At 64.0% G+C, this 25,637-nt stretch carries 25 protein-coding genes; 15 read left to right on the top strand and 10 right to left on the bottom strand.

Annotated features, from left to right (window positions below):
• Window positions 1–13: 13 nt before the first annotated feature.
• The 3 genes from secF to FNL56_RS17130 are packed head-to-tail and all read left to right on the top strand — an operon-like array spanning window position 14 to window position 2,243.
• Complete coding sequence (gene secF, locus FNL56_RS17140; protein WP_143576212.1) at window positions 14–1,009, top strand: protein translocase subunit SecF; 996 nt, start codon at window positions 14–16, stop codon at window positions 1,007–1,009.
• A gap of 2 nt (window positions 1,010–1,011) precedes the next feature.
• Entirely contained in the window at window positions 1,012–1,395 is a 384-nt protein-coding gene (locus tag FNL56_RS17135) for an Mth938-like domain-containing protein (protein WP_143574097.1), read from the top strand.
• Window positions 1,392–2,243: a phytoene/squalene synthase family protein gene (locus FNL56_RS17130; protein WP_143574096.1), complete on the top strand. Its 852-nt coding sequence runs from the start codon at window positions 1,392–1,394 to the stop codon at window positions 2,241–2,243. Before FNL56_RS17135 ends, FNL56_RS17130 begins: the two co-directional genes overlap by 4 nt.
• 162 nt (window positions 2,244–2,405) lie before the next feature.
• Here the strand turns inward: FNL56_RS17130 and FNL56_RS17125 are convergent, their stop codons facing one another.
• The 4 genes from FNL56_RS17125 to FNL56_RS17110 all read right to left on the bottom strand — a co-directional run bounded on the left by FNL56_RS17125 (window position 2,406) and on the right by FNL56_RS17110 (window position 6,566).
• On the bottom strand, window positions 2,406–3,494 hold the full coding sequence (locus FNL56_RS17125) for a serine/threonine protein kinase (RefSeq protein WP_143574095.1): 1,089 nt from the start codon (window positions 3,492–3,494) through the stop codon (window positions 2,406–2,408).
• Between the two features lie 27 nt (window positions 3,495–3,521).
• Window positions 3,522–4,958, bottom strand: coding sequence for a methylenetetrahydrofolate--tRNA-(uracil(54)-C(5))-methyltransferase (FADH(2)-oxidizing) TrmFO (gene trmFO / locus FNL56_RS17120; RefSeq protein WP_143578030.1), 1,437 nt, complete (start codon window positions 4,956–4,958; stop codon window positions 3,522–3,524).
• A gap of 136 nt (window positions 4,959–5,094) precedes the next feature.
• Complete coding sequence (locus FNL56_RS17115) at window positions 5,095–5,247, bottom strand: DUF1127 domain-containing protein (protein WP_143574093.1); 153 nt, start codon at window positions 5,245–5,247, stop codon at window positions 5,095–5,097.
• Between the two features lie 413 nt (window positions 5,248–5,660).
• Entirely contained in the window at window positions 5,661–6,566 is a 906-nt protein-coding gene (locus tag FNL56_RS17110) for a DUF2189 domain-containing protein (RefSeq protein ID WP_143574092.1), read from the bottom strand.
• A 322-nt stretch (window positions 6,567–6,888) separates the two neighbouring features.
• On the opposite strand from FNL56_RS17110, the gene FNL56_RS17105 reads away from it, so the two are divergent.
• Window positions 6,889–7,287, top strand: a complete 399-nt coding sequence (locus FNL56_RS17105; protein ID WP_143574091.1) for a DUF3597 domain-containing protein — start codon at window positions 6,889–6,891, stop codon at window positions 7,285–7,287.
• 90 nt (window positions 7,288–7,377) lie between these two features.
• Window positions 7,378–8,172, top strand: coding sequence for a fumarylacetoacetate hydrolase family protein (locus FNL56_RS17100; protein WP_143574090.1), 795 nt, complete (start codon window positions 7,378–7,380; stop codon window positions 8,170–8,172).
• Window positions 8,173–8,301: 129 nt separating this feature from the next.
• Here the strand turns inward: FNL56_RS17100 and FNL56_RS17095 are convergent, their stop codons facing one another.
• On the bottom strand, window positions 8,302–8,589 hold the full coding sequence (locus FNL56_RS17095) for a GNAT family N-acetyltransferase (RefSeq protein ID WP_143574089.1): 288 nt from the start codon (window positions 8,587–8,589) through the stop codon (window positions 8,302–8,304).
• Window positions 8,590–8,772: 183 nt separating this feature from the next.
• Here FNL56_RS17095 and FNL56_RS27785 point away from each other — a divergent pair, with 183 nt between their 5' ends.
• Window positions 8,773–8,910 (top strand): hypothetical protein, encoded by a 138-nt coding sequence (locus tag FNL56_RS27785; RefSeq protein WP_168202959.1) that lies wholly within the window; start codon window positions 8,773–8,775, stop codon window positions 8,908–8,910.
• 64 nt (window positions 8,911–8,974) lie between these two features.
• On the opposite strand, the gene FNL56_RS17090 is transcribed toward FNL56_RS27785, so the two are convergent.
• Together FNL56_RS17090 and FNL56_RS17085 are read right to left on the bottom strand one after the other, a co-directional pair.
• On the bottom strand, window positions 8,975–10,447 hold the full coding sequence (locus FNL56_RS17090; RefSeq protein ID WP_143574088.1) for a DASS family sodium-coupled anion symporter: 1,473 nt from the start codon (window positions 10,445–10,447) through the stop codon (window positions 8,975–8,977).
• Between the two features lie 719 nt (window positions 10,448–11,166).
• Complete coding sequence (locus FNL56_RS17085; RefSeq protein ID WP_246661586.1) at window positions 11,167–11,364, bottom strand: hypothetical protein; 198 nt, start codon at window positions 11,362–11,364, stop codon at window positions 11,167–11,169.
• Between the two features lie 105 nt (window positions 11,365–11,469).
• Here FNL56_RS17085 and FNL56_RS17080 point away from each other — a divergent pair, with 105 nt between their 5' ends.
• Window positions 11,470–11,685 carry a DUF433 domain-containing protein gene (locus FNL56_RS17080; RefSeq protein WP_143574086.1) on the top strand — a complete coding sequence of 72 codons (216 nt, stop codon included), beginning with the start codon at window positions 11,470–11,472 and terminating at the stop codon, window positions 11,683–11,685.
• 542 nt (window positions 11,686–12,227) lie between these two features.
• Here the strand turns inward: FNL56_RS17080 and uvrA are convergent.
• Both uvrA and FNL56_RS17070 read right to left on the bottom strand, forming a co-directional pair.
• Entirely contained in the window at window positions 12,228–15,209 is a 2,982-nt protein-coding gene (gene uvrA / locus FNL56_RS17075) for an excinuclease ABC subunit UvrA (protein WP_143576211.1), read from the bottom strand.
• Between the two features lie 240 nt (window positions 15,210–15,449).
• A complete protein-coding gene (locus FNL56_RS17070; protein ID WP_143574085.1) occupies window positions 15,450–16,220 on the bottom strand; it encodes an outer membrane protein in 771 nt (256 codons plus the stop codon).
• 461 nt (window positions 16,221–16,681) lie between these two features.
• On the opposite strand from FNL56_RS17070, the gene FNL56_RS17065 reads away from it, so the two are divergent.
• The 3 genes from FNL56_RS17065 (at window position 16,682) to gyrA (ending at window position 20,811) form a co-directional block, all read left to right on the top strand.
• Entirely contained in the window at window positions 16,682–17,206 is a 525-nt protein-coding gene (locus FNL56_RS17065; protein ID WP_143574084.1) for a single-stranded DNA-binding protein, read from the top strand.
• A gap of 228 nt (window positions 17,207–17,434) precedes the next feature.
• The gene (locus tag FNL56_RS17060) at window positions 17,435–17,839 is read left to right on the top strand and encodes a DUF2306 domain-containing protein (RefSeq protein ID WP_143574083.1); all 405 of its coding nucleotides are present in this window, start codon (window positions 17,435–17,437) and stop codon (window positions 17,837–17,839) included.
• A gap of 197 nt (window positions 17,840–18,036) precedes the next feature.
• Entirely contained in the window at window positions 18,037–20,811 is a 2,775-nt protein-coding gene (gene gyrA, locus FNL56_RS17055; RefSeq protein ID WP_143574082.1) for a DNA gyrase subunit A, read from the top strand.
• A 183-nt stretch (window positions 20,812–20,994) separates the two neighbouring features.
• Here gyrA and FNL56_RS17050 read toward each other — a convergent pair whose 3' ends face one another.
• Window positions 20,995–21,252 (bottom strand): hypothetical protein, encoded by a 258-nt coding sequence (locus FNL56_RS17050; RefSeq protein ID WP_143574081.1) that lies wholly within the window; start codon window positions 21,250–21,252, stop codon window positions 20,995–20,997.
• Between the two features lie 318 nt (window positions 21,253–21,570).
• On the opposite strand from FNL56_RS17050, the gene coaD reads away from it, so the two are divergent.
• The 5 genes from coaD (at window position 21,571) to tgt (ending at window position 25,551) form a co-directional block, all read left to right on the top strand.
• A complete protein-coding gene (gene coaD, locus FNL56_RS17045; RefSeq protein ID WP_143574080.1) occupies window positions 21,571–22,065 on the top strand; it encodes a pantetheine-phosphate adenylyltransferase in 495 nt (164 codons plus the stop codon).
• Between the two features lie 76 nt (window positions 22,066–22,141).
• Window positions 22,142–22,720 carry a peptidylprolyl isomerase gene (locus FNL56_RS17040; RefSeq protein WP_143574079.1) on the top strand — a complete coding sequence of 193 codons (579 nt, stop codon included), beginning with the start codon at window positions 22,142–22,144 and terminating at the stop codon, window positions 22,718–22,720.
• A gap of 51 nt (window positions 22,721–22,771) precedes the next feature.
• Window positions 22,772–23,239 carry a peptidylprolyl isomerase gene (locus FNL56_RS17035; protein WP_143574078.1) on the top strand — a complete coding sequence of 156 codons (468 nt, stop codon included), beginning with the start codon at window positions 22,772–22,774 and terminating at the stop codon, window positions 23,237–23,239.
• Between the two features lie 99 nt (window positions 23,240–23,338).
• Entirely contained in the window at window positions 23,339–24,421 is a 1,083-nt protein-coding gene (gene queA / locus FNL56_RS17030; protein ID WP_143574077.1) for a tRNA preQ1(34) S-adenosylmethionine ribosyltransferase-isomerase QueA, read from the top strand.
• On the top strand, window positions 24,418–25,551 hold the full coding sequence (gene tgt / locus FNL56_RS17025; protein WP_143574076.1) for a tRNA guanosine(34) transglycosylase Tgt: 1,134 nt from the start codon (window positions 24,418–24,420) through the stop codon (window positions 25,549–25,551). The genes queA and tgt overlap by 4 nt, the downstream gene beginning before the upstream one ends.
• The last annotated feature ends 86 nt before the right edge of the window (window positions 25,552–25,637 follow it).

Below are 25,637 nucleotides of genomic sequence, written 5' to 3'. Positions count from 1 at the left end.
CGCTGTGACACAAATGGTTCTTTACGGCCTTGGGGCCCTCATCGTCGTTCTCAGCATCGTCGCTGCGATGGACTGGTTGCCGGCTTTGCGTATCGTCCCTGACGATACCAAGTTCGACTTCACGCGCTTTCGCCGGATCTCGTTTCCGATCTCGGCGCTGCTGTCGATCCTCGCCATCGTGCTGTTCTTCACGCACGGGCTGAACTTCGGCATCGACTTCAAGGGCGGCACGCTGCTGGAAGTGCAGGCCAAGTCCGGCACCGCCGACATCCCGGCGATGCGCTCCACGCTGGCTGCGCTCAACCTCGGCGAAGTGCAGATCCAACAATTCGGCGGCCCCGCCGACGTGCTGATCCGCGTCGCCGAGCAGCCCGGCGGCGACGCCGCGCAGCAGCAAGCGGTGCAGAAGCTGCGCGCCGCCTTCGGCGACAGCGTCGAATACCGCCGCGTCGAAGTCGTCGGCCCGCGTGTTTCCAGCGAATTGCTGGCCTATGGCATGCTCGGCCTGATGGTCGCGATCCTCGGCATTCTCGTCTATCTCTGGTTCCGCTTCGAATGGCAGTTCGCGCTCGGCGCGATGATCGCTAACGTCCACGACATCGTGCTGACGATCGGCTTCATGTCGATCAGTCAGGTCGAGTTCGATCTCACCTCGATTGCGGCGCTGCTGACGATTCTCGGCTATTCGCTGAACGACACCGTCGTCATCTATGACCGTATCCGTGAAATGCTGCGGCGCTACAAGAAGATGCCGATGCCCGACCTGCTCAACGAGTCGATCAATTCGACGCTGTCGCGCTCGATCATCACCCACGTCACGGTGACGCTGGCGCTGCTGGCTCTGCTGCTGTTCGGCGGCAACGCGATCCACTCGTTCACGGCCGTGATGATGTTCGGCGTCGTGCTGGTCGGCACCTACACCTCGATCTTCATCGCGGCGCCGATCCTGATCTATCTCGGCGTCGGTGAAAAGCGTGACACCGCGCCGGACACTCCGAAGAAGAAGTAGCCATGCCGGTCCCGCCCGAAGCGCCGCATCTGCCGCGATCTGCCGCGATCGACGGCTATGGCCGGGGCGGGTTCGAGTTCGACACCATGTCGCATGTTGGCTCGCTGCTGTGCCTGCCGGATGCGATCTGGGCATGGGGGGTGACCCGAGCGACCGACATCGACCGCGCCTCGCTGAAGCGCGTGTTCGAGAATGCAGCCTCCATCGACACGCTGATCATCGGCACCGGCAACGAGGTGTGGATCGTGCCGCGCGACCTGCGCGAGGCGCTGCGCAACGTCCATGTCGTGATCGACGCGATGCAGACCGGACCTGCGATCCGCACCTATAATGTGATGATGGGCGAGCGCCGCCGCGTTGCCGCGGCTTTGATCGCGGTGCCATGAGCGCCGACAGCGATTCCGCCGCGTTCTGCGCGCAACTGGTGCGCAGCCAGGATTTCGAACGATACGCCGCGACCTTGTTCGTGCTGGCCGAACACCGCCGTTCATTGCTGGCGCTGTACGCCTTCAACGCGGAAGTGTCCCGGATTCATGAACATGTCAGCCAGCCCCTGCCGGGCGAGATCCGGCTGCAATGGTGGACCGACATGCTGGCCGGCGCCGGCCATGGCGACGTCGAGAGCAACCCGGTTGCCGCCGAACTGCTGCTGGCGATCCGCGCTCATGAATTGCCTGTCGATCGGCTCACGAAGCTTGTCCAAGCCCATGTGTTCGATCTCTACAACGATCCCATGCCAGACCTTGCGGTGCTGGAGAGCCACATCAACGACACGTCATCGACGCTGCTGGCGCTGGAGGCGCGCATTCTCGGGCACCATTCGGACGCCATCGAGCAGGCCGCCGACCATGGTGGCCTGGCGCAGGGCGTGGTCCGGCTGATCGCCACGTTGCCCTATGATTCCGCACGACGGCTGATGTTCATCCCGCAAGACATGCTGATCCGGAACGGCGGCAGCGCCGAGGAAGTCTATGCCGGAAAACTCACGCCGCCGATCCGCGCCACGCTGGACCAGTTGATCTCAGGCGCGCAGGCGCAACTGGCCACGGCGATGGCGCTGTTGCCGGCGATGCCGGCCGAGGCGCGCCGCGCCTTCCTGCCGCTGGCGCTGGTGGCGCGCGATCTCAAGCGGGTCAGCGTCGCCGGGCACGATCCGTTCGTGCTGAACGTGCCGTCGCGGCTGCGCACGCTGTGGACGTTGTGGCGGGCGTCGCTGTCGAAGGTGTTTTCGTAAGTCTCGACGGTTTACTAATCTATCCGCCGTCATTGCGAGGAGCGAAGCGACGAAGCAATCCAGCTCTCGCCGAGCTTGCCGCTCTGGATTGCCGCGTCGCTTCGCTAAGGGGAAAGCCATAGGCTTTCCTTGACCTCGCAATGACGGCTGATAGGTCTTAGCTTACGCCGTCGGCGTCTCGAAATTGAACCGGTCGCGCAGGTTCTTCCGCGATTCCAGGATGCCTTTCAGGAACATCCGATCCGCGTCCGAGGTCATCAACGGCTCGATCAGGTCGAGCTGGTTCATTGCCACCAGTTGCAGGATCTCGGTGCGGATATTTCCCGCCGCATCGCGCGGCAGCGCGGACACCACCTGCAGATGCTCCGGCGGCTTCGGGCCTTTGGCGGATACCAGCGACGCCTGCAGCGGCGCCTCCAGTGCGACATCGTCGGCCTCGACGAAGGCATACAGCCCGACGCCACTGCGGCGATCGGCGAAGGCCACGATCGACACGTCGCGTACCGCGGGATGGCGGCGGATCAGCTCGGCGAGCGGCGGGGCGTCGTTGACCAGGCGGCGGCCGCCGCCTTCACGGTCGGTGAAGTTGAAGATGCCGCGCGTGATGCCGCGATAGACCTTCTTGCCGGTCATCAGCCAGATCCGTGCGAAGCCGGATTTCTTCGCCAGAACCTTCTTCTCGCTCGGCGTCAGCAACTCCGGCGCGTAGGAGCGCTTGTGCTTCAAGAGATGGCGCAGGTCCTCATAGGCGGCGATGCGGAACAGCCGGGAGCGCGACTTGAAGCAGACCGCGAGCTGGAAGTCGGTGACATAGGCCAGGCCATCGGTGCCGCGCAGCCAGTTCTGTTCTTTCGCCAGATCATTGTGGCAGACGCCCATACGGTGCAGCTTGCGCAGCGCGAGTTTCGCGGATTTGAAATAGCGCGCGTCGCCATAGGGCTTGGCGAGATGCAGCGCGACGCCGTCGATGAAGCCCCGCACCAGCGCCTGCTCGCCGGCCCACAGCAATTCCGGTCCGACACGGAGATCGCGGGCCAGCGTCAGCGCGCGGCGCTCGCGCGTGAACAGATGCTGGGCGACGACATAGGACCACCACGGCACCTGGTCGAGCCGGCGCAGCACCGCGTCGACCTCGCTGCCGTTGGCGCGGTAGCGTCCGCGCTCGACGGTCGAGAACACGTCGCGCTTTAGCAGCACGCCTTCGGTCCAGTGGGCGGACAGCGCGGCGGCGTCCTGTTTCGGCAAACTCATGACTCGGTCCTGAATGTGATGCGCGCGTTACGCGGCGGCAGCGCGGGCGGGCAGGTGGGCGGCTATCCAGCCGTCCATGTCGGCCAGGGCGCGCGCGCTCATCGCCTGCTTCTTGGCGACGGTCTTCTCGTTGCCGCGCAATCTGCCGCCTTCGGCGTTTCGGGTCGGCGCCTGCGCCAGCGGCGGGAACAGGCCGAAATTGATGTTCATCGGCTGGAACGAGCGCGGACCGGCATCGATGGTCTCGATATGGCCGCCGGTGATGTGGCCGAGCAGCGAACCCAGCGCCGTGGTCGGCGGCGGTGGTGCGAGCGAGGTGCCGCGCGCTTCGGCCGCAGCATAGAGCCCGGCAATCAGCCCGACGCTGGCGGATTCGACATAGCCTTCGCAGCCGGTCATCTGGCCGGCAAAGCGCAGCCGCGGCAGCGCACGCAGCCGCAGCGTCTCATCGAGCAGCTTTGGCGAATTCAGGAAGGTGTTAAGATGCAGGCCGCCGAGCCGCGCGAACTCCGCGTTCTGCAGGCCGGGAATCATCCGCAGCACGTCCATCTGCGCGCCGTATTTCAGCTTGGTCTGGAATCCGACGATGTTGTAGAGCGTGCCGAGCTTGTTGTCCTGGCGCAGCTGCACGATGGCATAGGCCTTCACGGTGGGGTCGCGCGGATTGGTCAGGCCGACCGGCTTCATCGGGCCGTGGCGCAGCGTCTCGCGGCCGCGCTCCGCCATCACCTCGATCGGCAGGCAGCCGTCGAAATAGGGCGTATTCTTTTCCCATTCCTTGAAGTCGGTCTTTTCGCCGGACAACAGCGCGTCGATGAAGGCTTCGTACTGGTCGCGGGTCATTGGGCAATTAATGTAGTCGGCGCCGGTGCCGCCGGGCCCGACCTTGTCGTAGCGCGACTGGAACCAGGCGGTTTCCATGTCGATGGAATCCTTGTGGACGATCGGTGCAATCGCATCGAAGAACGCCAGCGCGTCCTGATCGGTGACGCCGCGAATCGCCTCGGCCAATGGTGCGGAGGTCAGCGGGCCCGTGGCGATGATGACGTTGCCCCACTCGGCGGGCGGCAGGCCGTCGATCTCGGTGCGGTCGATGGTGATGAGGGGATGTTCGGTGAGCGCACGGGTGACGGCGTCGGAAAAGGCGTTGCGGTCCACCGCCAGCGCGCCGCCGGCGGGCACCTGGTTGGCGTCGGCACAGCTCATGATCAGCGAGCCAAGCCGGCGCATTTCAGCGTGCAGCAGGCCGACCGCATTGTTCAGTGCGTCGTCGGAGCGGAATGAATTCGAACAGACCAGTTCGGCCAGACCCTGCGTGAGGTGGGCCTCGGTCATCCGGTGCGGCCGCATCTCGTGCAGCACGACGCGAATGCCGGCGTTGGCGACCTGCCACGCCGCTTCAGAACCGGCAAGGCCGGCGCCAATGATGTGAACGTGGTCGCTATGGTTCAGGGCTGTTGTCATGGCCCCGCATGTAGCGCGTTTTGCCGCGAAGTGGAATCCGCTTCGTCACCGGCAAGGGGGTTGTCCGTATCCTTGATGGCTTCACGAGAGCGTCCGCAATAAGCGGGCGCTGGTCGTGAGGCATCAAAGCGGCGGATTAGCCCTGGTAGGCGCCGGAAGCGACGCGCCGAATTTCGGAACGGTCGAGACCGATGTCGGACAGTTCACGATCGCTGAGTTGCGACAGCTCGGCCACGTTGCGCTGATAGTCACGAAACGCCTGGATCATACGGATGAAAGAAACGAGCATCTTGCTCTCCTGCAGTGTGGCGGTTCATCTCTTGAACCACCGTCGTCGTTGAAATGAATATAGATGATCATCCGCTGTTTAGCAGTCGGAATGTTGCGGTGCAGCTAGGCGTATGTTGCATAGCTCGCGCAAGGGATGATTAACCTATTGGCGCAGTGCCCGGAGTATGACGCTTCGCTGCGCAAAAAAATAACATCGGCTGGAAAAGCCGAGTTAGTTAGTCGATTAAATGATCGTGTCGTTGAAAGAGCCGCGAATCCGGCGGCGCCGCCGCTTCGAATTGGGGCGCGCGGCGCCTCCTGTTGCCGGCGGAAGGCAAACGAAATCGGAACTCTGCTACGATGAGATATGCGAAATTCACATGGTCAATTTAAAATGATTCTCAATTCAGTTTATCTGCCAGGCGGCCAAACCTAATTATCGTCGCGGCGCCACTGGAACAGCGACACCGGGAAATCCGCCGCCGAACGCTTGATCTTCACGCGCGGCGGGATCACCGGCGCCTCGGGATTTCGCTCGACCACCTTGCGGTACAGATGCCAGGTGGCGTGGCCGAGCAGCGGCACCACCACCGCCAGCCCGAGGAACAGCGGCAGCGAGCCCAGCACCAGCAGCACCGCGACGATCATCCCCCACATCGCCATCGTCGCCGGATTGGCCGCCACCGCGCGTAGCGACGTGGTGATGGCGTCAGCAACGCTGGCGTGGCGATCGAGCATCAACGGAAACGACACGACACTGACGCACAGCGCCGCCAGCGCAAACAGGAAGCCGGTGCCGCAGCCGAGCGCGATCAGCGTCCAGCCCTGCGGGGTCGTCAACACCTGCGAGACGAAGTCCGGGATCCCCGATGCCGGCGCATGGCCGAAGGTCGCGACATAGATCGCCTGCGCGGTCGCGATCCAGGTCACGAACAGCACCAGCAACATCGCGCCCAGGCCCAGCATGGCGCCGAACGAGGGGGAGCGCAGCACGTCGAGCGCATGGCCGGCGGAGGGCGTGTCGCCGATCTCGCGGCGGCGGCTGAGTTCGTAGAGGCCGAGGGCGGCGAACGGACCGATCAGCGCAAAGCCGGCAGCGAGCGGAAACAGCAGCGGCAGGATCGAATAGCCGAGCACGGCGCGCGCCAGCACCAGGCCGACCAGCGGATAGATCAGGCACAGCATGATGGCGTGGCTGGGCACCGCCTTGAAATCCTCCCAGCCGAGCCGCAGGGCGTCGATCAGGTCGGCCGAGGTGAGGCGGTGGATGGCGGGACCGATGGCGTCCGCGTGGCGTCGGGCATATTGGGTGGCATTGCCGGGATAGGGTTGGACCATGACGTGACTCCCTGTGCGCGCCCTCGTTGCGGGGCCGCTGTCGGATTCGTCACGATCAAACCAGACGCGAGAGCAAGGTTTGCCGCGACCTGTGCGGGAAGCCTACGCCAATCTGCAGCCGACGCCGCTCACGCTTCAGTGAGCGCGGCCGACCGCGCTGCAGCAATACCTTGCCGTCACAGCGACGCAACGCAGGCGTCGCATTGGCAGGCGACGATAGTAGCGCTAAAATCACTGCAGGTCGGCGATTGGCCGACCGGCCGGGAACCATCCGCCACGCAAGTTCTTCAATTAGTCCATTAAGTCTACTGGGAGCGACAATATGAGCATTTTCGGAAAAATCATGGGCGCCATCTTCGGCACCAGTGCCAGCGCGACGCCGGGCTCCACGCCAGCCACGAACTCCGCGCCGGCTCCCGGTTCGGCCCCTGCGGGCGCCGCGCCCGGACCTGGGTCGGCTGACAGCGTCGATGTCGCCGCCATCCTCGACAAGGCCGTCGCCGCCAAGGGTGAGAAGCTGGAATGGAAGACCTCGATCGTCGACCTGATGAAGGCGCTCGACATCGATTCCAGCCTCACCGCGCGCAAGGAGCTCGCCAAGGAGCTCGGCTACACTGGGGACACCAATGATTCCGCGACGATGAACATCTGGCTGCACAAGCAGATGATGGCCAAGCTTGCCGCCAATGGCGGCAAGCTGCCGGCTGATATCAAGCACTAAGCCTGGTTGCACGATTGCCGAAAGGCCCGCGCTCGCGCGGGCCTTTTTCGTGATAGGAACCATCAAGCCATAAAAATACGGAGGACGACCATGGACCGCATCGACCGCAGGACGATTCTGACCACCGGGACGCTGGCACTGGCGGGTGTTGCCGCCGCACAAGGCTCATCCGCCCACGCTCAGGCCGGGCCGAAAAGCATTTTTGCTGTCGATGCCGTCACCATTCCGATCGTCGGGGAGAGCGACGTGTTTCCGGTGCGCCGGATCTATTGCATCGGCCGCAACTATGCAGCGCATTCGCGCGAGATGGGATCGGACCCGACGCGCGAGCCGCCGTTCTTCTTCCAGAAGCCCACCGACGCCATCCAGAACGTCAAGGTCGGTGAGGTCGCCGATCATCCCTATCCCTCGTTGACCAAGAACTATCATTACGAAGTCGAGCTGGTGGCGGCGCTGAAATCCGGCGGCACCAACATTCCCGTCGAGAAGGCGCTCGATCATGTCTATGGCTACGCGCTCGGCCTAGACATGACCCGCCGCGACCTGCAGCGCGCGATGGGCGACGAGAAGAAGCCGTGGGAGATCGGCAAGAGTTTCGACCACGCCGCGGTGCTGGGGCCGATCCATTCGGTGAGCAAGACCGGCCACTTCGCCAAGGGCGCGATCTCGCTTTCGGTCAACGGCACGGTGAAGCAGAATTCCGACCTCGACAAGATGATCTGGAGCGTCGCCGAGCAGATCGCCAAACTGTCCGAAGCCTTCGAGCTGAAGGCCGGCGACATCATCTATTCCGGCACGCCGGAGAATGTCGGGCCCGTCGTGAAAGGCGACGTGTTGCTGTGCAAGCTGCAGGGCCTGCCGGACATGTCGATCAAGATCGTGTGAAAAACACTGTCGTTCCGGGGCGCGAGCGCATCAGCGCGAGCGAACCCGGAACCTCGAACTGTTCAGCACGCTCTCATATCGGGATTCCGGGTTCGCTCGGGCGGTGCCCTCGCGCCCCGGAATGACAAATCAGCCCACCAGATCCGAAACTTCCGGATGCTGCTCAAGATAATCCACTACGAACGAACAGCCGGCGACCACCTTGAAGCCGTCCGCGCGGATCAGCACCAGCGCGCCCTTGACCAGCTCTGAAGCGATGCCGCGGCCGCGCAGCGACGGCGGCGTCTCGGTGTGGGTGATGACGACACGGTCGCCGGCCAGGCGATAATCCGCAAAAGCGACCGCGCCATCAATCTCGAGTTCGAAGCGCGAGCGGGCCTTGTCGTAGCGGACGTTGGCGGCGAGGGCGTCGGTCATGCTGTATTCCTTGGAGCAGGTAACGTGAAGGCGGTATGTCCGTCCCTTAGAGATCGGAATACCGGCCGGACTTTACAAGATTGCCCGCGCGCCACCCGGCCATGCTAGGATGCCGCATCGCGCGCCGGTCCACCGGCGCGTTTTCATTTCAGGGCTTGTGCCCGCACCTGTCTGGATTTCGCCATGAGCAACGCGCCCAATCAAAAAGGCCCCAACACCAAGAAGAAGCAGAAGTGCAAGAATTGCGAGGGCAAGGGCCTGCTGAAGAAGGGCGACAAGGTGCTGAAGTGCCAGCGTTGTCACGGCACGGGATTGAGGTAGGCGGATGCGTTTCTTCCCTCCACCGCGCGCAGCTACGCTGCGCTCGGCGGAGGGAAGCAGGCGCTCACATATAGCCGAGCAGCTTCCACCAGACGCCGCCGACCAGCACCAGGATGGTGAGGTTGACCACGCTCATCACCCAGCCAGCGATCCACCATTCGTTGAGGGTGACATAGCCGGAGCCGAAGATGATCGGCGCGGTGCCGGTGGCGTAATGCGTCAGCGACATGTTCAGCGAGGACGAGAACGACAGCAGCAGGCCGAGCAGCAAGGGCGGCGCGCCCAGCGCGATGCCGGCGGCGAAGAAGGCGGCGAACATCGCCGTGACATGCGCCGTGGTGCTGGCGAAGAAGTAATGCGCGTAGAAATAGACGATCACGAGGATCGCGGCCGAGGCCTTCCAGTCCAGCCCCATACGGGTGATGCCGCCCTGGATCGACACCGAGAACCAGGTGGTCAGGCCGAGCTTGCCGAGGAAGGTCGCCATCATCACCAACGCGGCGAACCACACCAGCGTGTCCCAGGCGCTCTTCGCCTTCAGAATGTCTTCCCATTCCAGCACGCCGGTGATCAGCAGGATCGCGAGGCCGGCAAAGGCCGTGGTGGTGGGATCGAGGCCGAAGCCGGGGCCGAGCAGCCAGGCGGGCACGCCGGCCCACACCGCAAGCATCAGGACCAGCACGCCGAGCGTGACGATCTCCGGCGTCTGCATCGGGCCGAGCTTGTCGAGTTCGGCGCGCGCCATCGTGCGCGCGGCCGGCGTCTCCTTGATCTCCGGCGGATAGAGATAGAACAGCACGATCGGCATCACCAGCATCATCACCAGGCAGGGCAGCAGCGCGGCGAGCGCCCACTGGCTCCAGGTGATCGAGACAGCGGAGCCGGTGGCCTGCGCGATCAGCGCGACGCAGAGCGGGTTCGGCGCGGTGGCGGTGATGAACATCGCCGACGAGATCGGATTGGCGTTGTAATTGACCAGCGCCAGATAGCGGCCGATCGTTTTCTCCGTGCCCTTCTCGGGGCTGGAGCCGAAGCTGTCGGCGATCGAGCGCATGATCGGATGGATGATGGCGCCGCCGCGCGCGGTGTTGGACGGCGTGACCGGCGCGATCACCAGTTCTGAGGCGACCAGACCATAGGCGACGCCGAGCGTCTTCTTGCCGAGCAGCATGACGAAATAGAAGCCGATGCGGCGGCCGAGCCCGGTCTTGGTGACGGCCAGCGCCACCATCACCGCGATCACGATCAGCCAGATCAGCGGATTGGCGAAGCCCGACAGCGCGTCGGCCAGGGCGGCTACCGGCTTGCCGGGATTGGTGACGCCGGTGATTGCGACCAGCGCGATGGCCAGGATCGACAGCGCGCCGAGCGGCATCGCCTTGCCTATGATGGCGACAATGGTGCCGACGAACAGCGCCAGCAGGTGCCAGGCATTGGGCGAGACGCCGGCCGGCACCGGAATGACGAACCAGATCAGCAGCGTCACCGCAAGCACCACGGCGGAGGGCATGAGCTTGGGAAGCTTGAGACTTTGCATCGGATCCTCGAAAGCGCAGAACGGTCGCGTTCGAGACGGGAATCCCCGGATCAGTCACGGCCATGGATGCCGATGGTCTAGCGGAGAAGGGGAGAGGCCAACGTGATCTACCGCAATGCGGGAAGGGGTTGATCACTTAGGAGGAATGCGCGTTGGGCTGGTGGTGCGGAGCGCCTGCACGGGGGCGTACAGGTTAGTCGCTCGCTGACGTGTCGCGCCAGATCTGCGCGCGCTCGCGTCGCACGAATTTCCTCTTCAACTGTCAAACAGCCAGCCGCTCGCGTTCTCGCGACGCCAGGCGCCCGAGGTGTGCGGCAGTTTCCCCCCTTGAACCCACGAGGGGAGGCACCGCGCCGACAGGCGCGGGGTGGTGGATGGGGCGCGATCCGCCTCACGACGAACCGCGGCGCCTGTCAGCGCGCCACCGCGGTGATTTTGGGCCGGGGGACCGTGCTTCCGGGGACTTGGTTCCAGGCGGTTTCCCGCCGTTCTCCTATCCCACGTCCAGCCGACAAAGAGCGGCAGAGCCCCGTAGTGGGCCCGGACGGTGACCTCCAGCCTCCCGGGGCGTGCTTGCGAGGCACACGCGCGGGACACCGCATCCTGCTCCGCTACCAAGACGCCTCATGACAGCGCCCCCTCGCGAACAAGACGATCGGCTTATAATCCTATATAAGAATAACGTCAATGTATTTGTGCGGGCATCGTGCACGTTGACCCTATGCCGAGATCGGCTTCAGCTCAAACAGACGAGCATATTTTGCAGCTTCGGGGATGTCGTTTCGACGCAGGGCCGAACGAACTGCATCCAGCTTCTTCGCGTCATTGGCGGACATCGTTGGCGACCAGCTCTCGTCGCTGTAATGGAATTCGATTTCCACTTCGGCCGCATACTTGCCTTCGTGAATGAGCTCCATGTGTTTCCGCGTTTCTCGATCCATTGGACCTTGCCAATCTGGACGGGGCCGGGCCGTTATGCTGACAGTCCGCCCGCAATCCGCTATGCATATCTAGGGTGGGCCATGTCAGAGCTTTTGACAAGAATTACAACTGATCCCGACCTGATGCATGGCCGTTCGTGTATCAGAGGTCTGCGCATCACTGTTTCGGACGTGCTGCATCTGTTGTCCGCCGGGCAGTCCCGCGATGACATCCTGCTCGACTACCCCTATCTCGAAGCAGAGGATATCGACGCTGTCCTGGCGTTTGCAGCGCGTCGGCCAAAGCCGCTTGCGTAGGGCGGATTAGGCGAAGCCGTAATCCGCCGCTGATGATGGCGGATTACGGCTTCGCCTAATCTGCCCTACGGGCTTGCGTGATCCAGAACCATCCGAACCGCACGGGCCCGGACCTCGGGTGAAAACTTGTTTGTCGTCTTGCTTGTCATGGCTCCATCCTCTCAGAAGTTGGAGCCTCCGATCAACCCGGGGCGGTTCAGAGGCAGATAAGAGCCGTCTCGCTCGGGCCACAAACATGCGGCTTCGCTAATTGCCATGCGCCATAAACGCAAATCACCCAAAAGAACCGACGAACCGATCCACTTCGTAATCGACCAAAGCTCTCGAAAAATTCGGCGGATTCCGCTCCGAAGTCTATCCATAGGCAAAATGCTCAGCAGTGAGAGGCCGGCTCAGGCTGTAACAATGCGAGTAGCCCGCGTGAGCTTAGCGATATGCGGGGAAGTCCGAGGCCAGAAACTCCCGCATGTCGCTGCGCTCATGCGGGCTACGCTTGCTGCAAATTATAGGCAACCTGTTTCAACGTTGTAAGCATTTCCCCCTCACTCCGCCGCCTCGTCCACCTTCCGCTTCTTCGGCTTGGCCGCCTTGGCCAGCACCGGCTTGAGGTAGGTGCCGGTGTGGCTGCGCGGCGCTTTGACGATGTCTTCGGGCGGGCCCCAGGCGACGATTTCGCCGCCGCCGTCGCCGCCTTCGGGGCCGAGGTCGATCACCCAGTCCGCGGTCTTGATGACTTCGAGATTGTGCTCGATCACCACCACCGTGTTGCCCTGCGAGACCAGCTCGTGCAGCACTTCGAGAAGCTTCGCGACGTCGTGGAAGTGCAGGCCGGTGGTCGGCTCATCCAGGATGTACAGCGTGCGGCCGGTGGCGCGCTTGGATAGTTCCTTGGCCAGCTTGACGCGCTGCGCCTCGCCGCCGGACAAAGTCGTGGCCTGCTGGCCGACGTGGATGTAGTCGAGCCCGACGCGCTGCAATGTTTTAAAAGTTTCGCGGACGCGCGGCACGGCCTTGAAGAAGTCGGCGGCTTCTTCGACGGTCATGTCGAGCACGTCGGCGATCGACTTGTTCTTGAACAGCACTTCGAGGGTTTCGCGGTTGTAGCGCTTGCCCTTGCAGGTGTCGCAGGTGACGTAGACGTCGGGCAGGAAGTGCATCTCGATCTTGATGACGCCGTCGCCCTGGCAGGCCTCGCAGCGGCCGCCCTTGACGTTGAACGAGAAGCGACCGGCCTCGTAGCCGCGCGCCTTGGATTCCGGCAGGCCGGCGAACCATTCGCGGATCGGCGTGAAGGCGCCGGTATAGGTCGCGGGGTTGGAGCGCGGCGTGCGGCCGATCGGCGACTGGTCGATCTCGATGATCTTGTCGATGTGCTCGAGCCCCTCGATGCGGTCGTGCGGGGCGGCGCCCTCGCTGGCATTGTTGAGTTTTCGCGCGATCGCCTTGTAGAGCGTGTCGATCAGCAGCGTCGACTTGCCGCCGCCGGAGACGCCGGTGACGGCGGTGAACAGCCCCAGTGGGATCTCCGCCGAGACGTTCTTCAGATTGTTGCCGCGGGCGTTGATCACCTTGATGGTGCGGCGATGGTTCGGCGGCCGGCGCACCGGCACCGGCACCGACATCTCGCCGGTGAGATATTTTCCGGTCAGCGAATTCGGATTGGCCATCACCTGCTTCGGCGTGCCCTGCGCCACGATATGGCCGCCATGCGTGCCGGCGCCCGGGCCGACGTCGACGACGTAGTCGGCGGCGAGCACGGCGTCCTCGTCATGCTCGACCACGATCACGGTGTTGCCGAGGTCGCGCAGCCGGCGCAGCGTATCGAGCAGCCGCGCATTGTCGCGCTGGTGCAGGCCGATCGAGGGCTCATCCAGCACGTAGAGCACGCCGGTGAGGCCGGAGCCGATCTGCGACGCGAGGCGAATGCGCTGGCTTTCGCCGCCCGACAGCGTGCCGGAGGCGCGCGCCAGTGTCAGATAGTTGAGGCCGACGTCGAGCAGGAAGGAAAGGCGCTCGCGGATCTCCTTCAGGATGCGCAGCGCGATCTCGTTCTGCTGCTTGTTGAGCATGGTGGGTACGGTGGCGAACCATTCGCCGGCCTTGCGCACCGACATTTCCGAGATCTCGCCGACATGCTTGCCGCCGATCTTGACGGAGAGCGCCTCCGGCTTCAGCCGGTAGCCCGAGCAGGCGTCGCACGGCACGTCGGAAAAATACTTGCCGAGCTCTTCGCGCGCCCATTCGCTTTCGGTCTCGCGGAAGCGGCGATCGATATTGGTGACGACGCCCTCGAACGGCTTCTTGGTGTCGTAGGCGCGCACGCCGTCCTCGTAGGAGAACTTGATCTCGTCGTCGCCGGAACCATGCAGGATGGCGTTCTGCGTCTTCTTCGGCAGATCTTTCCACTTGGTGTCGAGCGTGAACTTGTAGAACTTGCCGAGCGCCGTCAGGGTCTGGATGTAATAGGGCGACGATGACTTCGCCCATGGCGCGATCGCGCCCTTGCGTAGCGTCAGGTCCTTGTCGGGGATCACCAGCTCGGCATCGATGGTCTGCTCGACGCCGAGGCCGCCGCATTTCGGGCAGGCGCCGTAGGGGTTGTTGAACGAGAACAGCCGCGGTTCGATCTCGGGGATGGTGAAGCCCGAGACGGGGCAGGCGAATTTCTCCGAAAACAGGATGCGCTCGGCGCCGGTCTTGTCGTGGATCTTGGCGACCTTCTTGTCGGCCTTCTTGTTGTCTTCGACAGGCGCGGACGGCGGCGCGTCGGCATATTCGATCACGGCCAGACCTTCGGCCAGTTTCAGCGCGGTCTCGAAGCTCTCGGCGAGGCGCTGGCCGATATCCGGGCGCACCACGATCCGATCGACGACGACGTCGATGTCGTGCGGAAATTTCTTGTCGAGCACCGGGGCCTCGGCCAGTTCATGAAAGCTGCCGTCGATCTTGATGCGCTGGAATCCCTTCTTGAGGTATTCCGCCATCTCCTTGCGATATTCGCCCTTGCGGCCGCGCACCACCGGCGCCAGCAGATAGAGCCGTGTGCCTTCCGGCAGCGCCAGCACACGGTCGACCATCATCGACACGGTCTGGCTCTCGATCGGCAGGCCGGTGGCCGGCGAGTAGGGCACGCCGACCCGCGCCCAGAGCAGGCGCATATAGTCGTAGATCTCGGTGACGGTGCCGACCGTCGAGCGCGGATTTTTCGAGGTGGTCTTCTGCTCGATGGAAATGGCGGGCGACAGGCCGTCGATCTGGTCGACGTCCGGCTTCTGCATCATTTCCAGGAACTGGCGGGCATAGGCAGACAGCGATTCGACGTAGCGGCGCTGGCCCTCGGCATAGATCGTGTCAAAAGCCAGCGAGGACTTGCCGGAGCCGGACAGGCCGGTGAACACCACCAGCTTGTCGCGCGGGATCTCGAGATCGACGTTCTTCAGATTGTGCTCGCGCGCGCCGCGGATGGTAATGTTGCGCAGCGCCGAGCCGACCGGCTGCCGCTTGGCCTTGATGATCTCGTCCATGACAAATCCCCGGCGCATCAGGCGCGCCGAATCCGGGCTGGTATCGCCGGGCATGCCGGGATCAAACGCCAATTGACTGACTTCGGAACATAGGAAGAACGAGGGGAGATTTCCAGTGCCCGGCGAAAATCATCAACGGATTGTTGGCGATCGGGTTGCAGGGGTGGGCAGGACGACCGCGTCCCCGCAAACAGAAAGGCCGGCTCGAGAGCCGGCCTTCGTATCGAAACTGCGGTTGGCTCAGTAGCGGCCGACGGCGGGGCCGCCCCAGCGGTAGTTGATGCGGGCGGTGACAAGATCGACATCGCCGCTGATCCGGTCGTTGGCGTAGAAGACGCCAGCCGGGGTGGTGAAGCGGGCATCGCGGCCATCGAGGAAGATGTGGTCATAGGCCACCGCGAACGACCAGTTCGGGGTGAAGCCATATTCCAGCCCGACGCCGATCACGCCGCCCCAGCGGGTGTTGCTGCTGGCCGTCGCCAACAGCAATCCCGTTGCGGCGTTGACCGAGGAGTACTCCTCATTGACCACGGCGGCGCCGCCCTTCACGTACAGCAGCGTGTTGTTCCAGGCATAGCCGATCTGACCGGTGAACAGCCCGAAGGCATCGATCTTGGAGCGGTTCGCGATCAGCGGGAACGGGGTGCTGACATTTCTGCCCTTGAAGTCAGCCCAGTTGCCCTGGGCTTCCAGGCCGTAGACCCAGGAAGCGTTCTGCCAACGGTAGCCGATCTGGCCGCCCGCGGTGCCGCCGTCGGCGTCGTGACAGCCTTCGCCGACGTTAGCCGCGCCGGTCGGAACGCCCGCAACGGTCGACGGGATGAAATCCCAGCACTTGCTGGCCGAGCCGTAGCCGCCGTTACCGCCGATGTAGAAACCCGACCAGTCATAGACCGCGGCGATCATCGGCGGCGCTTTGGTATAGGTCCGCCGGGCGAGGTCGGCGGCGGAAGCAGAAGTCGCTGTGCCCAAGGCAGCCAGTGCGACGGTGGCGAGGAAAAGTTTTTTCATTTCAAATTCTCCTGTTCATGTCGCTTCGTTCCCCCGAAGCGATCCCCAAGGCGCGAGCGCCGTATTCGACTCCATCGCGAACTTTGTACCTTAGAGTTGCAGCGCTGTCCGTCACCGCAAAGCCACAGTCGCCGCGGAAATGGCGCGGCTTCTAAGTTAATGAACTATTTCGCATTTTTCTTCGCACTGCAGTGAGGTGTTACGTCAATACTGCTGTCCGAAATGTCAGAAGTCGCTGCGGTGCGCGAATATCCATAAGTCAAGCCGGGCGTTTTGATAGTACGGCCTTGGCTTAAGAACAAAAATAGAACATAGTGGCGCCGATCGCCGTGGATAAGTCGGGGATCGGCGACCTGTCGGGATGCCGGACCGTATAGGATGATGCCGCAGCGGTTGCGGACCGGCCTTGTGGCTGGCGCGATAGCGCAACAGCAATTTCAGTGTGAGTTCAGGAGAGCGGTATGGCGGGCAGCGTAAACAAGGTGATTCTGGTCGGTAATCTGGGCAAGGACCCGGAAGTGCGCCGGATGCAGAACGGCAACCCGGTCGTCAATCTCACCATCGCTACGTCCGACACCTGGCGCGACAAGGCGAGCGGCGAACGCAAGGAAAAGACCGAGTGGCACCGCGTGGTGATCTTCAGCGAGGGTCTCGCCAAGGTCGCCGAGCAGTATCTCAAGAAGGGCGCCAAGGTGTATATCGAAGGCGCGCTGCAGACCCGGAAGTGGACCGATCCGCAGGGCGTCGAGAAGTACTCGACCGAGATCGTGCTGCAGGGCTTCAACTCGACGCTGACGATGCTGGACGGCCGCGCCGGCGGCGGGGCAGGCGCGGGCGGCGGCGGTGACAGCTATGGCGGCGACGACGGCGGCAGCTTCGGCGCCAGCAGCCCGTCGCAGCCGCGCCGCGTCGCGGCGAGCTCGCCGGCCGGCGGTGGCGGCGGCGGTGGTCGCGGCAGCGACATGGACGACGATATCCCGTTCTGATCGCGATTATCAGTTCAGCATTCGAGACACCGGCGCTGCGAGGCGCCGGTGTTTTTCGTAGCCCGGATGACAATCCGGGGCCGGCCCATCCATCCGGTTGAATATCGAGCAGTCCGTTGGTGGGCCCCGGATTGTGATCCGGGCTACACATCAGGCGGAACGCCGGGCTTGACGATGGAACCATCGATGTAAATAGTATTTACATCGATTTCGTTTTCCGGAGTTCCCATGTCGATCGATCCGCTGCTCGATGCCGTCCGCCCGGTCCCGCTGCACGCCTTGGCGGCTTTGGCGGCCTTCGTGCTTGGCGTGGTGCTGCTGGCAGCCCCGAAGGGCAGGCTGCCGCATCGCACGCTGGGCTGGATCTGGGTCGCGCTGATGCTGACCGTGGCGATCAGCGCGCTGTGGATCCAGGGCCATAGCTTCCGGCTCTGGCGCAGCTTCGGGCCGATCCATTTATTGTCGATCGTGGTGCTGGTGACGGCCCCGCTCGGTGTCTGGTACGCGCGCCGGCACAAGGTCGACGCGCATCGCTGGACGATGATTTCGATTTTCACCGGCGCGCTGGTGATCGCCGGCGCGTTCACGCTGGTGCCGGGGCGGATCATGCATGCGGTGGTGTTCGGGCCATAGCCAAGGCGAAGCCCGGCCGCGGGCCGATTCGCGGGTCCCGCGATGGCCGATCGGCAGGTCCGCGGCAAGCCGCGATATCCGGCTCTAAGTGGTTGGAAAAGCGAGGCTAAAATCCAGCTGCGGGGAGCGCACGGGGGTGGCTTGCCGGGCGTTGATGCGCTATATGATTCCCAGCAGAATCTCACCGGAAATCATCCTTGGCCGACACAGACGACAAGAAACCCGGGGAGCCGCCGGCGCCCTCGGATATCCGTCCCGTTTCCATTCTCGACGAGATGAAACGCTCGTATCTCGATTACGCGATGAGCGTGATCGTGGCGCGCGCGTTGCCCGATGCGCGCGACGGCCTCAAGCCCGTGCATCGCCGCATCCTGTACGCGATGTACGAGAACGGCTTCGAATGGAACAAGCCGTACCGCAAGTCGGCGCGTACCGTCGGCGACGTCATCGGTAAGTATCATCCGCATGGCGACCAGTCGGTCTATGACGCGATGGTCCGCATGGCGCAGACCTTCTCGATGCGGGTGCCGTTGATCGACGGCCAGGGCAATTTCGGTTCGGTCGACGGCGATGCCGCCGCCGCGATGCGATACACGGAATCGCGCCTGACCAAGATCGCGCAGTCGCTGCTCGACGATCTCGACAAGGACACGGTCGACTACCAGGACAACTACGACGGCTCGTTTCGCGAACCGCGCGTGCTGCCCGCCAAGTTTCCCAACCTGCTGGTGAATGGCGGCGGCGGTATCGCCGTCGGCATGGCCACCAACATCCCGCCGCACAATCTCGGCGAAGTCATCGACGCCTGCATCGCGCTGATCGACGACCCCTCGCTGACCATCGACGACCTCAACAAGATCATTCCCGGCCCGGACTTCCCGACCGGCGGCATCATCCTCGGCCGCTCCGGCATCCGCCAAGCTTACCTCACCGGCCGCGGCTCCGTCGTGATGCGCGGCAAGGTTTCGATCGAGCCCGCGCGAAAAGACCGCGAAGCGATCATCATCTCGGAAATCCCCTACCAGGTGAACAAGGCCACCATGGTCGAGCGTATCGCCGAACTGGTGCGCGACAAGAAGATCGAGGGCATCTCCGACCTGCGCGACGAATCCGACCGTGATGGTTTCCGCGTGGTGATCGAGCTGAAGCGCGACGTCGTCGCCGACGTGGTGCTGAACCAGCTCTACAAGTTCACCCCGTTGCAGACCAATTTCGGCTGCAACATGGTGGCGCTCGACAATGGTCGCCCGCTGCTGATGAACCTGCAGGATCTCTTGCGGATATTCGTCGCGTTCCGCGAGACCGTGGTCACCCGGCGCACCAAATTCCTGCTCAACAAGGCGCGCGACCGCGCCCATATCCTTGTCGGCCTCGCCATCGCGGTGGCGAATATCGACGAAGTCATTCGTGTGATTCGTACCTCGCCGGATCCGGCGACCGCGCGCGACATCCTGATGGAGCGGCACTGGCCGGCGCAGGACGTGGCCACGATGATCACTTTGATTGACGATCCGCGCCATCGCCTCGCCGAAGACGGCACCGCGCGATTGTCGTTCGAGCAGGCGAAGGCCATTCTCGACCTGCGTCTGGCCCGCCTGACGGCGTTGGGCCGCGAGGAAATTTCCGAAGAGCTCGACAAGCTCGCGGTCGAGATCGCCGACTATCTCGAAATCCTGCGCTCGCGCGCCCGCGTCCAGACCATCATCAAGGACGAACTCACCGCGGTTAAGTCGGAATTCGCGACGCCGCGCAAGACCGTGATCATCGAGCAGGAAGGCGAGGTCGAGGACGAGGATTTGATCCAGCGCGAGGACATGGTGGTGACGGTGTCGCACCATGGCTACGTCAAGCGCGTGCCGCTCTCGACCTACCGCGCGCAGCGCCGCGGCGGCAAGGGACGTTCCGGCATGGCGACGCGGGACGAGGATTTTGTCGCGCGGCTGTTCGTCGCCTCGACGCATACGCCAGTGTTGTTCTTCACGTCGCGCGGCCAAGTCTATAAGGAGAAGGTCTGGCGGCTGCCGATAGCGCCGCCGAACGGCCGCGGCAAGGCGCTGATCAACATCCTGCCGCTGGAGCAGGGCGAGCGCATCACCACCATCATGCCGCTGCCCGAGGACGAGGCGACCTGGGAAACGCTCGACGTGATGTTCGCCACCACCGGCGGCAATGTGCGGCGCAACAAGCTGTCGGACTTCGTCGATGTCCGTCGCTCCGGCATCATCGCGATGAAGCTGGACGAGGGCGAGGAGATCGTCGACGTGCAGATCGCCACCGAGCACGACGACGTGCTGCTGACCGCCGCGGGCGGCCAGTGCATCCGCTTCCCGGTTACCGACGTGCGCGTATTCCAGGGCCGCTCGTCGATGGGCGTGCGAGGCATCTCGCTGCCGGCCAACGACAAGCTCATCTCGCTCACCATCCTGCGGCATCTCGATGCCAATTCAGAGGAACGCGCCGCCTATCTGCGCCGCGCCAATGCGGTGCGCCGCGGCGGCAATGACGAACGCGGCGTGGTCGAGGAAGAGGCTGCCGCCACGGCGGCCGAGTCGGAGGAGGCGACGGCGGCGATCGAGCTCGGCGAGCAGCGTTATGTCGAGATGTCGGCGTCGGAGCAATTCGTGCTGACGATCACCGAAAACGGCTACGGCAAGCGCTCGTCGTCGTTCGAGTACCGGACCACGGGGCGCGGCGGCAAGGGCATCGTCGCCATGGCGGTAAACGGCCGCAACGGCAAGCTGGTGGCCTCGTTCCCGGTCGAGGACGACGACCAGATCATGCTGGTGACCAACAAGGGCCAGTTGATCCGCTGCCCGGTTGGCGGCATCCGCATCGTCGGCCGCTCCACCCAAGGCGTCACGGTGTTCAACACCGCGGACGACGAGCTGGTGGTGTCGGTCGAGCACATCGGCGAGGCCGCCGAGGTGGAAGATCCGGAAGCCGGCAACGGCGCCCCGGTGGCCGAGGGCTGAGGCCTCTCCCCGTCATTGCGAGGAGCCCTTGCGACGAAGCAATCCAGTCTTTGCTTGCCGCCTTCTGGATTGCCGCGTCGCTTCGCTCCTCGCAATGACGGGGAGGGGGCAGTGACCTACCCAGGAATCAAAAAGCCCCCGGCGAAACCGGGGGCTTTTTGATGGGATGTTGCGGTGCGAAGGTTACTTGCGCTCGGCGGTGACGAGGCGGGCTTCGCGGATCTTGGCGGTCCGGGTTTCGGCGCGGCGCAGGCAGGAGGCCTCGAAGTTCGGCCAGGCTTGCTCGGAGCAGCTGCGGCCAACCGGCTTGATGTCGAGGCGGTCGCCCTTCGCCAGGGCCACCGGCACGGACGCCTCGACCTTCGGGGCGAAACCCGGGAGAACGGTGAGAGCGGCGGCGATGAAAGCTGCAACGGCAATGGCGGAAATAGCTTTGATCATGACGGTCCCCTGTCGGATGGGCCCTGAGGCCCGGTGTTTTTTCCCTTTCCTGCCTGAATAATCAGGGCCGGTTTCAGGAAGTTGTCGTCGCCACACAATCGGGTTTCATCCCATCCCCCTGTGTGTCGTTCATTTCTCGGCGACGACACATGGGCTCGGAAAGTCCAGTGTTTTCAGCGTCGTCGCGATCTCCCGGAATAGACGCGGTGACCCCCGCTCCGGTTCGATTCAGTGCTGAAAATAAACACCGGGGTGATAGACGATTTCGCGGGAACCAACCCGGCTTGCGGCTTTAAGCCAGGCGCGGTAGACGAAGCCATGCCCCGTATCGCGCTCTATCCCGGCTCCTTCGACCCCGTCACCAACGGCCATCTCGACGTGGTCCGCCATGCCGTCGGCCTGTGCGATCGCCTGATCGTCGCGATTGGCGTGCACCCCGGCAAGAAGCCGTTGTTCACCACGGAAGAGCGGCTGGCGATGGTCGAGAACGTGTTCGCGCCGATCGCCTCCGCTAGCGGTTGCGCGTTCGATTGCACCACTTACGACAACCTCACCATCACCGCGGCCGAGCGGGCAGGCGCCACCATCCTGATCCGCGGCCTGCGCGACGGCACCGACCTCGATTACGAGATGCAGATTGCCGGCATGAACGAGACGATGATGCCGTCGGTGCAGACGGTATTTCTTCCGGCGTCCGTCGGTGTCCGCCCGATCACCGCCACACTGGTGCGGCAAATCGCAGCGATGGGCGGCGACGTCTCGGCCTTCGTGCCGCCGGCGGTTGCCAAGAGCTTGAAATCAAAGTTCGCTTGATTTCAAGTTCGCTGAAAAACCAAGTTTGCCTGAAGTCCACTGCCGGTTGACCGGCTTTCTCTGATCCGGAGTTCCCATGATCCGCATTCTCGCATTTGCTGCGGCGCTGCTTGTCGCCGCGCCCGCTCTGGCCCAGGCGCCCGCCGCGACCGCGCCGCTGCCCGCCGGCCTCGACAAGGCCAATGCCATCGTCATCGATACCACCAAGGGCCGTATCGTGTTCAAGCTGCGTGCCGATCTGGCGCCGAAGCATGCCGAGCGCATGAAACAGCTCGCCCGCGAAGGCTACTACAACAACGTGCCGTTCCATCGCGTGATGGACGGCTTCATGGCGCAGACCGGCGACGGCCAGAATTTCAACGGCACCGGCGGCTCGAAATATCCGAACCTGAAGGCCGAGTTCTCGCCGACCCCCTACAAGCGCGGCATCGTCGGCATGGCCCGCAGCGCCTCGGAAGATTCGGCGAATTCGCAGTTCTTCATCATGCTCGGCGAGAACCCCGGCCTGAACGGCAAATACACCGTGGTCGGCGAAGTCGTGTCCGGCATGGACGTCGTCGACAAGATCAAGAAGGCCCCGGCCGGCTCGCAGAGCGGCGCCGTCACCGATCCCGACAAGATGATCAAGGTCCAGGTCGCCTCCGACATCAAGTAACCGGCGATGCTTCGCCGCCTCCAACCTTCCGTCTAACGAAAGAGATTCACCATGGCTGCTACCGAAAACACGCTGATCCTCGAAACCACCCAGGGCAATGTTACCATCGAGATGCGCCCCGACCTGGCACCCGGCCATGTCGCCCGAATCAAGGAGCTGGTGCGCGAAGGCTTCTATGACGGCATCGTGTTCCACCGCGTCATCGAAGGCTTCATGGCGCAGACCGGCTGCCCGCAGGGCACCGGCACCGGCGGCTCCGGCCAGAAGCTGAAGGCCGAATTCAACAATGAGCCGCACGTCCGCGGCACGCTGTCGATGGCTCGCGCCGCGAGCCCGGATTCCGGCGACAGCCAGTTCTTCATCTGCTTCGACGACGCCTCGTTCCTCAACAAGCAGTACACGGTGTGGGGCAAGGTCACCGAGGGCATGGAGAATGTCGATAAGATCAAGCGCGGCGAGCCGGTGCAGAATCCCGACAAGATCATCAAGGCCCACATGGCCGCGGACGCCGCGGCGTAACCCTCGCAACCATCAGACGACGTCATGCCCGGCCATCGCGCGAAGCGCTGCTTCGCTAGATGTGCCGGGCATCCACGTTTTAGGAACCGCGACAGCGCCATGCGCACCGACCTTTTCGATTTCCATCTGCCGCCCGAAAACATCGCGCTGCGCCCCGCCAGCCCGCGCGATTCAGCGCGGCTGCTGGTGGTGCAGCCGGGCGCTGAATTGCACGACCACACCGTCGCCGACCTGCCGGACTGGCTGCGGCCCGGCGACCAGCTCGTGGTCAATGATACCAAGGTGATTTCCGCCCAGCTCGCCGGCCGCCGCATCGGCCGCGAGCCGGAGACGAAGATCGACGCCACGCTGATCAAGCGGCTCGACGGCGCGCGCTGGCAGGCGCTGGTGAAGCCCGCCAAGCGGCTCGTGCCCGGTGACACCATCCGCTTCGGCAGCGAGGGTCGCGTCTGCCTGCTCGGCCATCTCGATGCCGTGGTCGAGGCCAAGGGCGACGCCGGCGAGGTCACGCTGGCCTTCGTGTTCCACGGCCCGGCGCTCGATCAGGCGATCGCCGAACTGGGCGCGCCGCCGCTGCCGCCCTATATCGCCGCCCGCCGCACGCCGGACGCGCGCGATACCGAAGATTACCAAACCATGTTCGCGACGAAGGACGGCGCGGTGGCGGCGCCGACCGCCGGCTTGCATTTCACCCCGGCGCTGGAGGCGGCCCTCAAGGCACGCGGCGTCGGGCTGCACCGGGTGACACTGCATGTCGGTGCCGGCACCTTCCTGCCGGTCAAGGTCGACGACACCGCCGAACACAAGATGCATTCGGAGTGGGGCACGATCTCGCGCGAGACCGCGGATGCGCTGAACGCCGCGCGCGCGGCCGGCGGCCGTGTCGTCGCGGTCGGCACCACCTCGCTACGGCTGCTGGAGAGTGCGGCGACCGAGGACAACGTGATCCATCCGTTTGCCGACGACACCGCGATCTTCATCACGCCGGGCTACCGGTTTCGCGCCGTGGACCTGCTGCTGACCAATTTTCATCTGCCCAAATCGACGCTGTTCATGCTGGTCTCGGCCTTCGCCGGCTTCGAAACCATGACGAAGGCCTATGCACACGCCATCGCGTCGGGCTATCGGTTCTATTCCTATGGCGACGCCAGCCTGCTGTTTCCGGATAAACGCTCCTCATGACCGTTGCCAATCATTTCGAACTGTTAGGTACCGATGGCCCCGCACGCCTCGGCAAACTGACCACGCCGCATGGCGAGGTTCGCACGCCGGCCTTCATGCCGGTCGGCACGCTCGGCGCCATGAAGGGACTGCACTGGCGCGAAGTGCGCGACGCCGGCGCCGACATCGTGCTGGGGAATACCTATCATTTGATGCTGCGGCCTGGTGCGGAGCGGATCGCGGCGCTTGGCGGCCTGCAAAAGTTCACCACCTGGAACGGACCGATGCTGACCGATTCCGGCGGCTTCCAGGTGATGTCGCTGGCGCAATTGCGAAAAGTCACGGAGCAGGGCGTCACCTTCCGCTCGCATATCGACGGCGCCAAGTTTGAGCTCACGCCGGAGCGCGCCATAGAGATCCAGCGGCTGCTGAATTCCGACATCGCGATGCAGCTCGACGAATGCGTGCGGCTGCCGGCCGAGCACGCCGACATCGACCGCGCCATGCAGCTGTCGTTGCGCTGGGCCGAGCGTTGCAAGCGCGCCTTCGAGAGTGCGCCCGATGGCTACATGCTGTTCGGCATCGGCCAGGGCGGCGACGTGCCGGCGCTGCGCCGCTCAAGCGCGCAGGGTCTGGTCGACATCGGCTTCCACGGTTACGCGATCGGCGGCCTTGCGGTTGGCGAGCCGCAGGACGTCATGCTGGCGATGATCGAGGAGGTGGTGCCGATCCTGCCAAGCGACCGCCCGCGCTATCTGATGGGCGTCGGCACGCCGGACGACATGCTGGAGGCGGTGGCGCGCGGCGTCGACATGTTCGACTGCGTGATGCCGACCCGCAACGGCCGCCACGGCATGGCCTTCACCCGCCACGGCCAGCTCAACATGCGCAACGCCCGGCACATCGACGATCCCCGTCCGCTCGACGAGGAAAGCCCGTGGCCGGCGACGCGGGATTATTCGCGCGCCTACATCCACCATCTGGTGCGCTCCGGCGAAACGCTAGGCGCGATGCTGCTGTCGGAAATCAACATCGCCTACTATCAAAGCCTGATGCAGGGCATCCGCGCGGCGATCGCGGAAGGCACTTTCGCCGAATTTCGCGAACGCACCCGTGCCGGCTGGGCGCAGGGCGACATCGCGCCGCGCTGATCGGGCTCAGCCGCGCGACGCCGCTTCCCTGGAAAGCCGATCCGCCTCACGCTGCGCCATGTCTGCCCGCAAGCGAGGTACGCCCC

Source organism: Tardiphaga sp. vice304 (genome assembly GCF_007018905.1).
In the GTDB taxonomy this organism is placed as follows: domain Bacteria; phylum Pseudomonadota; class Alphaproteobacteria; order Rhizobiales; family Xanthobacteraceae; genus Tardiphaga.
Note: the sequence above shows the minus strand (reverse complement) of the source record. Positions and strands in the feature narration are given on the sequence as shown.